Raw genomic sequence first — 12,159 nt, 5'->3', positions numbered from 1 at the left:
CCCCTGTGGATAACTCACGGTGATTGGCGCGGTGGGCGTGCCCTAGCCGGGGTAGACCGGCGCGGAGCCTTCCTTGGTCACCAGCTGCCAGTTCGCGTCCATCGGCAGTCGCACGATGCCGTCCTCGGAGTTGGCGATCAGCGGCTTCGACTCGTCCTCCGAGGCCGCCACGGCCTTGACCCCGTTGATACCGGGCAGCGTGGCGATGTTGGAGGCGGACCCGTCGGTCTCCATGAACTGCAACTGCTGGACGCCGGCCTCCTTGCCGACCACGACGAGCCGGCTGCCGCCCGCCCAGGAGGCGGAGACCACCTGCTCCAGCCGGGGGGCGATCGACTGGAGGTCGTTCACCGACAGCGGCGGGCCGTCCTTGTTCGCGGAGCGCTCGACGCGCCCCAGCTCCAGGGTCGTCCGACCGCCCCGGTTGACCAGCAGGGCGATGCGTACGCCGTCCGAGGCGACCCGCAGGGCCTCGATGCGGCCGTCGCCGAGCGAGGGCACCGCGACCTGCTCGGGCTGGCCGCCCCCGCCGCGCAGGCGCAGCAGCCGGGGCCGCGCCGGGTCCCGGTCGGCCACCCACAGATCGCCCGCGCCGTCCCAGCTCGGCGCCGTCAGCCCGTCCTCGGGCCGCTTGGCCTCACTGTGCAGCCGGGGCTCCCCCCGCGGGGCTCCCTGGGCCAGCCGCGCCACGTACAGCTGGCGGCCGGTGGCCGAGACCCCGGCGGCCATCGTCTCGTCACGCGACACCCCGACGGACTTCAGGGGCAGCGCGCCGTCACCGAAGGGCCCCGGCACCCGGCGCGGGGTGTCGCTGTTGTCGGAGAGGCTGACAAGACGGTGTTCGGCGTCGAGGAAGTACTGCTGCTCGGCGTGCTTCTTCAGGCCCGCCGGGGCGTACGCCTCGGCCTGGAGGCGGGTCAGCACGCACAGCTCCCCGCCGTCGCTCTTGAGCTGCACCCTGCTGAGCTTGGTGGACGTCTGGTCCTGCACCGTGAACAGCAGCTGAGCGGCCATCTTCGAGCACTGGGCGGGCTCGACCCGGGCGGCCTTGTCGTTCAGCCGTACGGTGAGGCCGTTCGAATCGTCGAGCGCGAGATCGTTGTCCTCCAGGGCCGTGCCGGAGGGGAACTTGGAGTCGGCGACGGGGTCGAGCCAGTTGGTCGGCCCCGCCAGCAGCGCCCGTACGGTCTCGGCGATCGGGTCTATCCGCCGGCGCAGATAGACCGGGTCGGCGATCAGGACCTCCTTGCGGCCGCCGGCCTTGTCGGCGCCCGGGTCGGAGTGCGCGAAGTAGTACTTGTTGACCGAGTGGTAGATGCGCTGGAAGTCCGACTGCCCGAGCACCAGCCCGACCGGCGGGGTGTCGATCCGCCAGTCGTCACCCACCTTGATCAGGTGGACGGTGACCCGGTACGCCCCGCCCTCCGGCCGGTAGGCGTGCTTGTTGTCGACCGTGGCCAGCCTCTTGCCGGTGAGCTCGGCGGTGTAGCCGTTCTCCTCCCGATCGGCGTTCGAACGGTCGGCCTGCTGCGCGAGGGGGCCATCGGCAAGCACCGTGGTCTGCTGCGACGGCTGCCACCTCTTCGACGCCTGCTCGGTCAGGTAGAGGCGCGCCGTGCGGTAGTCCGACTCGTCGCTGGTCGTGGCCTCCAGGAAGCCCCGGACGATCTCCGACGGCTGGGCGCCCGGCCGCGGCGGCACACCCCAGACCCGTACCTGCGAGTCGGCGTCCGCCCGCTGCGAGGCGTCCACGCGGTCCACCTCGCCGCTGTCGGGCATCGACGCGCAGCCGGTGCCCAGCAGCACACCGCAGGCGAACAGAACCAGCGCCCGGCCGCGCCCCCGGCCCCGGCCCGGCGTCGTGCCCCGGCGCATGGCCGGGGCCGGGCCCACGCCTCCGTGGACCCTGTCCTTCTCAACGGCCACGGGGCCCGCCCTCCCGATCGGTGCTCCGCTCCTCGCGCGGACCGGCGCCCAGGACGGCCTCGTCCCGTACGCCGGCGCCCCGCGCCACCACGCGCGCGCCGCTGCCCGGCAGCGCGGCCGGGTCGGCCGAGGGCGGCAGCGCGGGCCGCGCCTGCTGCGGCACGGCCGCGACACGCTGGTGGCCGCCCCGCGGCAGCCCGCTCTCGCCCAGGCCCCGGTTGCGCCGGGAGTCCTCCGGCTCCAGCGGGATCGGGGAGCGGCGCAGGCTGTCGCCCGCCGTACGGGGCAGGGTCAGCCGGAACTGCGAGCCGCCGCCCGGCTCGCCCCAGGCCTGGAGCCAGCCGCCGTGCAGCCGGGCGTCCTCGATGGCGATGGACAGCCCGAGACCGGTGCCCCCGGTCGTGCGGGCGCGGGCGGGGTCGGCCCGCCAGAAGCGGTTGAAGACGCGGGTCGCCTCGCCGGGCTTGAGACCGACGCCGTAGTCGCGGACCGCGACCGCCACGGCGCCGTCGGCCACCGCCAGGCGCACCACCACGTCCCGGCCCTCGCCGTGCTCCACGGCGTTGACCACCAGGTTCCGCAGTACTCGCTCGATCCGGCGGGCGTCCACCTCGGCGACGACCGGCTGCTCGGCCCCGCGCACCAGAATGCGGCCGCCCTTGCGCTCGGCGAGCGGCTCGGCGCCCTCGATCACCCGGTGCACGATGTCCCGCAGGTCGACGGGGTCGGCCTCCAGCGCCGCGGCGCCGGCGTCGAACCGGCTGATCTCCAGCAGGTCCGCCAGCAGCGACTCGAACCGGTCGAGCTGCCCGCGCAGCAGTTCCGCGGAGCGGGCGGTGGCCGGGTCGAAGTCCTCCCGCGCCTCGTGGATGACGTCCGCAGCCATGCGCACGGTGGTCAGCGGCGTCCGCAGCTCGTGCGAGACGTCCGAGACGAACCGGCGCTGCATCCGCGACAGCTCCTCCAGCTGCTGGATCTTCACCTGGAGGTTCTGCGCCATCTTGTTGAACGACTCGCCGAGCCGGGCGATGTCGTCCTCACCGGTGACCTTCATCCGTTCCTGCAGCAGGCCCGCGGCCAGCCGCTCGGAGATCCCGGCGGCCATCCGTACGGGGGTGACCACCTGCCGCACCACCAGCCAGGCGATCGCGCCGAGCAGCGCCACGACGAACACGCCCGCGGTCGCCAGGGTGCCCTTCACCAGGCTGAGGGACTTCTCCTCCTGGGTGTACGGGAAGAGGTAGTAGAGCTGGTACGGGTGACCCTCGATGTCGTTGAGCTGCTTGCCGATGGCCAGCGCCGGCTCCTCCGAGCCGTTGCCGCGCTTGATTCGGGTGGGCTGGGTGTGCGACTGCGCCTCGAGATCGACGGCTTGGCGCAGCTTCTTGGGGACGCTCTCCTCGGGCCGCACATCGCCGGACGCGCGCGGCGCGCGCGTGCCCATGCTGTCGTCCAGGAACGGCTGATTGCTGTCCGAGCTCAGCGCGACCACGGAGTAGACCCCCTGGCCACCACTGGCGAGCTGCTCCACGAGGTCGCTCAGCCACTCGCTGGAGTTCTGCGGACCACGGCCGCCGAGCTGGGCCGGGCTCTGGCCCCGGGCGGCGTTGGCGGCCTTCTCCTGGGCCACCTTGAAGCCACCGATGGCCTGGCTCTCGGCGGCACGCTGCTTGGCCTCCTGGAGGCCGTTGCGCACCTGCCCGATGACGACCACGCCGAGCACCAGCACGACGCCCAGCGACATCAGCAGGGTGGTGGCGACCACGCGCAGCTGGATGTTGCGCCGCCACAGCCGCACAGCGGGCAGCAGCGGGCGTCGCACCCAGCGCACCAGCAGTCTCAGCACCGGGTGCACGGGGCCGCCCGGCGCTCCGTCCTGAAGCAGATAACCACCCTGTCGCAAACGGTTGAAAAGGGAAATTTTACCTGCCGGGTCGACGGGCCGCCCCTCGTACCGCTCCGGAGCGGGTCCGTTCCCGGCCATGTCAGCTCGGACCGGCCTTGTAACCCACACCGCGGACGGTCACCACGATCTCCGGCCGCTCCGGGTCCTTCTCGACCTTGGAGCGCAGCCGCTGAACGTGCACATTGACCAGTCGGGTGTCCGCCGCGTGGCGATAGCCCCACACCTGCTCCAGCAGCACCTCACGGGTGAAGACCTGCCACGGCTTGCGGGCCAGCGCCACCAGCAGATCGAACTCGAGCGGGGTGAGCGCGATGGACTGCCCGTCCCGCTTCACCGAGTGACCCGCCACATCGATCACCAGATCGCCGATCGCCAGCTGCTCCGGCGCGGGCTCCTCCGAGCGCCGCAGACGCGCCCTGATCCGGGCCACCAGCTCCTTCGGCTTGAACGGTTTCACAATGTAGTCGTCCGCACCGGACTCCAGCCCGACCACCACATCGACCGTGTCACTCTTCGCAGTCAACATGACGATCGGCACGCCGGACTCGGCACGGATGAGGCGGCACACCTCGATGCCGTCCCGTCCGGGCAGCATCAGATCGAGCAGCACCAGATCCGGCTTGGCCTCGCGGAAGGCGGCCAGGGCCTTGTCGCCGTCCGACACGAACGACGGTTCAAAGCCTTCGCCACGCAGCACGATGCCGAGCATCTCCGCCAGTGCGGTGTCGTCATCGACGACGAGGACGCGTCCTTTCATAATCGACATCATCCCATTAGCTAATCGTTACCCGGCGTGACCTGGCGCACAGATCACCAAGACCACTCCGCGTGACGGGTGACAGCACTCCGTGCTCGGTGACGATCGCCGTCACCAGGTCCGGGGGAGTCACGTCGAACGCCGGGTTGTACGCCTGCGCCCCCAGGGGGGCCAGCGCCGGCCAGTCTCCTCCTTCCGCCGTCGCCGGAACCTGCGGCACCGGCAGCTCGGTCACCTCGTGCCCCGGCCGGTGCTCCACCTCGATGGCGGACCCGGTCGGGGTCTCCTCGTCCACCGTCGTGGTCGGCGCCACCACGATGAACGGCACCCGGTGGTAGCGGGCCAGCACCGCCAGCGGATAGCTGCCCACCTTGTTCGCCACCGAGCCGTCGGCCGCGATCCGGTCCGCCCCGATGAGCACCGCGTCCACCTCGCCGGCGGAGAACAGCGACCCCGCCGCGTTGTCCGTCAACAGCGTGTACGCCATGCCACTCCGCGCGGCCTCGTAGGCCGTCAGCCGCGCGCCCTGGAGCAGCGGCCGCGTCTCGTCCACCCACAACCGCCGCAGCCGGCCGGTCAGATGAGCCGCCCGGGCCACCGCGAACGCCGTGCCCTCGCCCCCGGAGACCAGCGCTCCGGTGTTGCAGTGGGTGAGGATGCGATAGCCGCCGCCGGGGAGCAGCTCGTCCAGGAGCGCCAGGCCGTGCTCGGCCATCCGCGCGCTGCCCTCCGCGTCCTCCCGGTGCAGCGCCCGCGCCTCCGCCAGCGCGGCGGCCGCCGCACCCTCGTGTCCGGCACCCGCCGCCAGCGCCTTCCGGTGGGCCCCGGCGGCCCGGCGCACGCCGTACGCAAGGTTGACGGCCGTGGGGCGGGCTCCGGCCAGCAGACCGGCGGCCTCGTCCACGTCGAAGCCACGGGCGGCCGCGAGCGCGACGCCGTACGCCCCCGCGATGCCCAGCAGCGGCGCCCCGCGCACGGCGAGTCTCTGGATGGCGTGCACCAGCGCCGGCACATCCGTGCAGACCAGCTCCACCTCGTCGGCCGGCAGCCGGGTCTGGTCGAGGACCACCACCACCGGCCCCTCCGGCAGTTCGTCCCAGCGCAGCGAGGAAACAGTGGGCGGCTCGACGGCCACCGGGGGTACCGCGTCCTGATCAGCCATTCGTCCAGTCTGCCCCGTCCGGAGTGGATATTTGAAGGTGCGGTGAGGGTACGGGGCCCGATACGGGCACCGGAGCTCCATGGCACGATGGCAGCCAACCGGCCGTTGCTGTGCTGTTGAGGGGCTGTACCCCTCACCATCGGAGTCCAGTCGACATCCGCGGACGGGCACCGAGAAGGAGTGATGATGAACGACTCTCCGGGCTGGGCCTCGCCCGGATCTTCGCCCTCCGACAAGCCGGACCAGGGCACCCCACAGCCGCCGGAGCAGCCCGCGCCCGCCGATGCGAACACGCCGCCCAACTGGTCTTCCCAGCAGCCGCCGGCCGGCCAGTGGAGCATCCCCGGCGCCCCGGGCGGGCCCGGGAACCCTCCGCCGCCCGGTGGCGCGCCCGGCCCTGGAGGTACGCCCGGCCCCGGTGGCGCGCCGGGGTCCGGCTGGGGCCCCGTGCCTCCGCCGGGCGGCTGGGGCGGCCCGGGCGGCGGATGGCCCCCCGCCGGGGGCTGGCAGCAGCCGCCGGCCGCGGCCAAGCCGGGCGTCATCCCGCTGCGCCCGCTGGGCATCGGCGAGATCCTGGACGGCGCGGTGGCCACCATGCGCGCCCACTGGCGCACCGTCCTGGGCATCTCCCTCGCCGTGGCCATCGTCGCCCAGACACTGGCGACCGTCGTCACTGGACTGTGGCTCGACAACGCCACGCTCGAAAGCCTCGGGGACGACTCGGACCCCACCTTCGACGAGGTCATGAACGCCCTCGGCGGATCGCTCGCCGGATCGGCCGTCAACTGGCTGATCGTCATGCTGGGCACGCTCGTCGCCACCGCCATGCTCACCGTCGTCGTCAGCCGCGCGGTCCTCGGGCGCCCGGTATCGGCCACGGACGCCTGGCGGAACTCTCGCCCCCAACTCCTGCGACTGCTCGGCCTCCTGACCCTGTTGCCGCTGCTCCTCGCCGTGGTCACGGCCGTCGCGGTGGCCCCGGGCTTCGGCCTCCTGCTGGCCGGCTGGACGGGCGCGGGAGCCGCGCTGCTGTTCGTCGGCGTGCTGGCCGCCGCGGTCGTCGTGACCTGGCTCTGGGTGCGCTTCAGCCTCGCCCCGCCCGCCCTGATGCTGGAGCGGCAGGACGTCCTCGCCTCGATGCGGCGCTCGGCGAAGCTGGTACGCGGCGCGTGGTGGCGCGTCTTCGGCATCCAGCTCCTCACGGCCCTGCTGCTCCTGCTCGTCAGCGCCATCATCGAGGTGCCGGCCGCCGTCGTCGGAGTGATCATCGGAGGCGAGGACACGCTGGACTGGCTCTCGGGCGAGGGCGCCTCCGCCGGCTGGCCCTTCCTCATCGCCACCGGCGTCGGCACCGTCATCAGCTCGACGATCACCTTCCCCATCAGCGCGGGGGTGACGGCGCTCCTCTACATGGACCAGCGCATCCGGCGCGAGGCCCTCGACCTCGAACTCGCCCGCGCCGCCGGACTGCCCGGCTACGGGTCCCGGACACCCGGCGCGGCACCACTCGAGAACGGGGAACCGGGGAGCTGATGCCGTGACGGCGACAGGGGGCACGGCCGTGCTGGTGCGCCTCTTGGCCACCGGGGACGAACCACCGGTGACGATCTCGCGCTCGGACGCCCGCGAGGCGGCCGAGCCCGAGCTCGACAAACCGATGTACCACCGGAACGAACCGGGACTCTTCCAGCGCGCCCTCGACTGGCTGTGGCGACGGGTCGACGACCTCTTCGACACGGCGTCCGGCGCCTCACCCGGGGGAACAGTCGGCCTCGTCGTGATCGTCGTCCTCGTCCTGCTGCTCGTCGTCGCGCTCCGCTGGCGGCTCGGAGCCCTGCGGCGCACGCCCTCCCCCGCCGCCGCGCTGTTCGACGAGGGCCCCCGCTCGGCCGCCGACCACCGGGCCACCGCCGAACGCCACGCCGCGAACCACGAGTGGACCCACGCCGTCCAGGAGCGGATGCGCGCCATCGTCCGCTCCCTGGAGGAGCGCGCCCTGCTCGACCCCCGTCCCGGCCGCACCGCCGACGAGGCCGCGGCCGAAGCCGCCCGCACCCTGCCCCACCACGCCGACCGGCTGACCGCCGCGGCCCGCACCTTCGACGACGTCACATATGGCGGGCGCCCGGCCACCGAGGCGGCATACCTCCGCCTGCGCGATCTCGATCTCGCCCTCCAGGACGCCAAGCCCCTGGTCACCACCGCCCACAGCGGGGACACTCCATGACCGCGGCGCCCACCGCCTCCGCTTCCCCGACGCCCCGCCAGCTGTGGACCGTGTGGCGCGGCACGCTCCTCGCGATCGCCCTCCTCCTCGTCGCCGGCACGGCCCTCGCCGCCCTCCGCTCCGAGGAGCAGCACGGCCGGCTCGACCCCCGCTCCACCGACCCCTCCGGCAGCCGTGCGGTCGCCGAACTCCTCGCCGACCGCGGCGTGACCACCCGCACCGTCACCACCAGCGAAGAGGCCCTCGACGCCACCGGCCCGAACACCACCCTCCTCGTCACCCGCCCCGATCTGCTGACGAAACAGCAGCAGTCCGCGCTGAGCACCGCCGGTGAGACGGGTGGCCGCACCGTCCTCCTCGCGCCGGGCCCCTCCTCCGTGGGCACCCTGGTCCCCGGCGTACGCGCCGCCACACCGACCGAGGTGACCGTCCGCGTCCCCGCCTGCTCCCTCGATGACGCGGTCCGCGCCGGAGAGGTCGAGCTGGGCGGTGTCCGCTACGTCTCCCCCACCCCCGGCTCGGACGCCTGCTACTCCGACGACGGCCTGCCGACCCTGCTGCGCCGCCCCACCGCCTCCGGCGGTGACACCGTGCTGCTGGGCGCCGCGGACCTGCTCCGCAACGACCACCTGGCCCGGCAGGGCAACGCCTCGCTCGCGCTGCACCTTCTCGGCTCCCGCCCCCATCTCGTCTGGTACCTCCCCTCCCTCGACGACGCGGCCGCCACCGATCCCGACGACCGGAACTTCCTCGAACTCATCCCCTCGGGCTGGAACTGGGCCCTGCTCCAACTCGTCATCGCCGCCGGCCTCGCCGCCCTCTGGCGCGCCCGCCGGCTGGGCCCCCTGGTCGGCGAGCGGCTCCCGGTGACCGTCCGGGCGGCGGAGGCGACCGAGGGCCGCGCCCGGCTCTACCACCAGGCCAACGCCCGCGACCACGCCGCCGAGACACTCCGCGCCGCCACCCGCGCCCGCCTGGCCCCGCTCCTCGGCGTACCGAGGACACGGGCCGACGCCCCCAAAGCGCTGCTCCCCGCCCTCACCTCTCGTCTGCAACGGCCCGATCTCGACGCTCGCACCGTGCTCTTCGGCCCCGCGCCGCCCGATGACGCGGCCCTGGTCCGACTCGCCGATCAGCTCGACGCCCTCGAGCGCCGGCTCACCTCGACGTCGACCCATACGTCTGACGCGGCCTCACCGCCCGGCGGAGGCGCAGGTTCCGACGTTCCGTCATCCGCAGCTCGCACCACCCCAGCTCCACCTTCCGACGAAAAGGACCGCACCTCGTGAGTGCCCCGACCGCCGACAGCGCCCGCGCCTCGCTGGAGGCCCTGCGAACCGAGATCGCCAAGGCCGTGGTCGGCCAGGACCCAGCCGTCACCGGTCTGGTGGTCGCCCTGTTGTGCCGTGGTCACGTCCTGTTGGAAGGCGTCCCCGGCGTGGCCAAGACCCTCCTCGTCCGAGCACTCGCCGCATCCCTGGAACTCGGCACTAAGCGCGTCCAGTTCACGCCCGACCTCATGCCTAGCGATGTCACGGGCTCCCTGGTCTATGACGCCCGCACGGCCGAGTTCTCCTTCCAGCCCGGCCCCGTCTTCACCAACCTCCTCCTCGCGGACGAGATCAACCGCACCCCTCCCAAGACCCAGGCGTCGCTGTTGGAGGCCATGGAGGAGCGGCAGGTGACAGTGGACGGGACCCCTCGGCTGCTCCCCGAACCCTTTCTCGTCGCGGCCACCCAGAACCCCGTCGAGTACGAAGGCACCTATCCCCTGCCCGAAGCACAGCTCGACCGCTTTCTGCTCAAGCTGATCGTGCCGCTGCCCTCTCGTCAGGACGAGATCGGCGTGCTCACCCGCCATGCCTCGGGATTCGACCCTCGTGACCTCAAAGCCGCCGGTGTCCGTCCGGTGGCCAGTGCGGCCGATCTGGAAGAGGCCCGTGCCGCGGTGGCCAGGACAGTGGTGTCCCCTGAGATCACCGGCTATGTCGTCGATATCTGCCGTGCCACTCGAGAATCCCCCTCACTTTCGCTCGGCGCCTCCCCCCGAGGCGCCACCGCGCTGCTCGCCACATCCCGAGCCTGGGCCTGGCTCACCGGCCGGGACTACGTCATCCCGGACGATGTGAAGGCCCTCGCCCTCCCCACGCTCAGGCACCGCCTTCAGCTTCGACCGGAAGCGGAGATGGAAGGCGTAACCGCCGACTCCGTCATCGAAGCGATCCTCGCCCACGTCCCCGTCCCCCGCTGAGCCGACGGATCAGAGGCAATGGCTCTCACTGGACGCGCTGCCCTCATTGCCGCGCTGGGCGCGCTGGTCACCGGTCTCCTGCTCCCCCACTGGACCGGGATCGTTGCCGTGAATCTCCCCCTCGCACTGGCAATTCTCTGCGACCTCGCACTCGCCGCGCCAGTGCGAAAGCTGCACTTCACCCGATCCGGTGACACATCAGTTCGACTCGGCGAACAGGCGAGCGTTCAGGTGACCATCGCCAACCCGTCCGGTCGCACCCTTCGGGCACGGCTCCGCGACGCCTGGCCTCCCAGCAGCTGGACCCCGGGCACGGAAATCGCCGCTTCCCGGCACGAGCTGACGGTCCCACCGGGCGAGCGCCGGCGCTTCACCACATCCCTGCGCCCCACGCGGCGCGGCGATCGGCACGCCGAGCGCCTCACAGTGCGCTCGTACGGCCCCCTCGGCCTGGCCGCCCGCCAGGGGCATCACCACGTCCCCTGGACCCTTCGCGTCCTGCCGGCTTTCGAAAGCCGAAAGCACCTTCCCTCGAAGCTGGCGCGGCTGCGTGAGCTCGACGGCCGCACCAGCGTGCTGACCCGCGGGGAGGGCACCGAGTTTGACAGCCTGCGCGAGTACATCCCGGGCGACGACACCAGATCCATCGACTGGCGCGCCACCGCCCGGCAGTCGAACGTCGCGGTACGCACCTGGCGACCGGAGCGCGATCGCCACATCCTGCTGGTCCTCGACACCGGCCGCACTTCGGCGGGTCGGGTGGGTGACATTCCGCGCCTCGACGCGTCCATGGACGCGGCGCTTCTGCTCGCTGCGCTGGCCACGCGTGCCGGCGACCGGGTCGACATGATCGCCTACGATCGGCGCATCCGGGCCGCGGTGCAGCGGCGAGGTGCCGGCGAGACGCTGTCGGCTCTGGTGAACGCCATGGCACCGCTGGAGCCCGAGCTCGTGGAGACCGACGCGCACGGTCTGGCCGCCACGGCGCTGCGCATGGCCCCGCGGCATTCGCTCATCGTCCTGCTGACCGCCCTGGACGCGGCTCCGGTGGAGGAAGGGCTGCTCCCGGTGCTGCCCCGGCTCAGCCATCGCCATACGGTCCTGGTGGCGTCGGTCGCCGATCCCCGCATCGCGGAGATGGCGGAATCTCGCGGGACGGTGCAGGGTGTCTACGAGGCCGCGGCCGGCGCGCGCGCCCAGGCGGAGCGTCGGCGGACAGCGGAGCTACTTGAGCGCCGGGGCGTCACCGTCGTCGACGCGCTCCCCATGGAACTGGCACCGGCTCTGGCGGACGCCTACCTGTCACTCAAGGCGGCCGGCCGGCTCTGAGAAAGCCTCTGGCTCTCCGTCTCTAGAGTCCAAGCGCCAGTGAGCAGCCCGTGGAAGCGCGAGGAGCCGGCTATTGCCGCTGAGGCCAGATCGCTTAGAGGAGGGCACGAGAGCGGGTTCGCGGGCACAAAGGACCGGAGGCGCAAGGTTATGGACAGCATTGCGGGGTCGGGCCTTTCCACCACATAGGAATTCCCCACGCACGGTGGACACCCCCACGCCACACATAAAGGCCCCTGAACGCAAAAATGCCTCAGTCCCCCGAACCACAAGGGTTCAGGGGACTGAGGCTAAAAATTGTTCGGCGGCGTCCTACTCTCCCACAGGGTCCCCCCTGCAGTACCATCGGCGCTGAAAGGCTTAGCTTCCGGGTTCGGAATGTAACCGGGCGTTTCCCTAACGCTATGACCACCGAAACCCTATTGGCCATCCCGCGGAGCGGGATATTGGCAAGGGCAGCGAACAAGCACACTCTTCAATTGAGATACTGGTTCACCGGTGCGACTGTTCGCAACCCGGGAACCACACAGTGGACGCGAGCAACTGAGGACAAGCCCTCGGCCTATTAGTACCAGTCAACTCCAGCCCTTACGGACCTTCC

At 72.0% G+C, this 12,159-nt stretch carries 9 protein-coding genes and 1 rRNA gene; 5 read left to right on the top strand and 5 right to left on the bottom strand.

What is annotated here, in order from left to right:
- Positions 1–42: 42 nt before the first annotated feature.
- From ACSNOD_RS09045 to mtnA, 4 genes are read right to left on the bottom strand one after another with little or no spacing between them, the layout of a single operon-like run.
- Positions 43–1,926: an LpqB family beta-propeller domain-containing protein gene (locus tag ACSNOD_RS09045; RefSeq protein WP_436766273.1), complete on the bottom strand. Its 1,884-nt coding sequence runs from the start codon at positions 1,924–1,926 to the stop codon at positions 43–45.
- A complete protein-coding gene (mtrB, locus tag ACSNOD_RS09040; protein WP_436766272.1) occupies positions 1,916–3,910 on the bottom strand; it encodes an MtrAB system histidine kinase MtrB in 1,995 nt (664 codons plus the stop codon). The genes ACSNOD_RS09045 and mtrB overlap by 11 nt, the downstream gene beginning before the upstream one ends.
- 1 nt (position 3,911) lies before the next feature.
- Positions 3,912–4,601, bottom strand: coding sequence for a two-component system response regulator MtrA (gene mtrA, locus ACSNOD_RS09035; protein ID WP_436766271.1), 690 nt, complete (start codon positions 4,599–4,601; stop codon positions 3,912–3,914).
- 4 nt (positions 4,602–4,605) lie between these two features.
- Positions 4,606–5,751, bottom strand: coding sequence for an S-methyl-5-thioribose-1-phosphate isomerase (gene mtnA, locus ACSNOD_RS09030; RefSeq protein ID WP_436766270.1), 1,146 nt, complete (start codon positions 5,749–5,751; stop codon positions 4,606–4,608).
- 186 nt (positions 5,752–5,937) lie between these two features.
- Between mtnA and ACSNOD_RS09025 the strand changes: the two genes are divergently transcribed.
- Genes ACSNOD_RS09025 through ACSNOD_RS09005 form a run of 5 tightly spaced genes read left to right on the top strand, consistent with a single transcriptional unit; the run spans position 5,938 to position 11,558 of the window.
- Positions 5,938–7,284 (top strand): hypothetical protein, encoded by a 1,347-nt coding sequence (locus tag ACSNOD_RS09025; protein ID WP_436766269.1) that lies wholly within the window; start codon positions 5,938–5,940, stop codon positions 7,282–7,284.
- Positions 7,285–7,288: 4 nt separating this feature from the next.
- On the top strand, positions 7,289–7,978 hold the full coding sequence (locus ACSNOD_RS09020) for a DUF4129 domain-containing protein (protein ID WP_436766268.1): 690 nt from the start codon (positions 7,289–7,291) through the stop codon (positions 7,976–7,978).
- Positions 7,975–9,267 (top strand): DUF4350 domain-containing protein, encoded by a 1,293-nt coding sequence (locus ACSNOD_RS09015; protein WP_436766267.1) that lies wholly within the window; start codon positions 7,975–7,977, stop codon positions 9,265–9,267. Before ACSNOD_RS09020 ends, ACSNOD_RS09015 begins: the two co-directional genes overlap by 4 nt.
- Complete coding sequence (locus tag ACSNOD_RS09010) at positions 9,264–10,229, top strand: AAA family ATPase (RefSeq protein ID WP_436766266.1); 966 nt, start codon at positions 9,264–9,266, stop codon at positions 10,227–10,229. Before ACSNOD_RS09015 ends, ACSNOD_RS09010 begins: the two co-directional genes overlap by 4 nt.
- Before the next feature lie 18 nt (positions 10,230–10,247).
- Entirely contained in the window at positions 10,248–11,558 is a 1,311-nt protein-coding gene (locus ACSNOD_RS09005) for a DUF58 domain-containing protein (protein WP_436766265.1), read from the top strand.
- A 299-nt stretch (positions 11,559–11,857) separates the two neighbouring features.
- On the opposite strand, the gene rrf is transcribed toward ACSNOD_RS09005, so the two are convergent.
- Positions 11,858–11,974: ribosomal RNA gene (gene rrf, locus ACSNOD_RS09000) — 5S ribosomal RNA — on the bottom strand.
- Between the last annotated feature and the right edge of the window lie 185 nt (positions 11,975–12,159).

Source organism: Streptomyces sp. URMC 123, assembly GCF_051386515.1.
Classification (GTDB): domain Bacteria; phylum Actinomycetota; class Actinomycetes; order Streptomycetales; family Streptomycetaceae; genus Streptomyces.
This window is presented reverse-complemented; position numbering and strand designations above follow the sequence as displayed.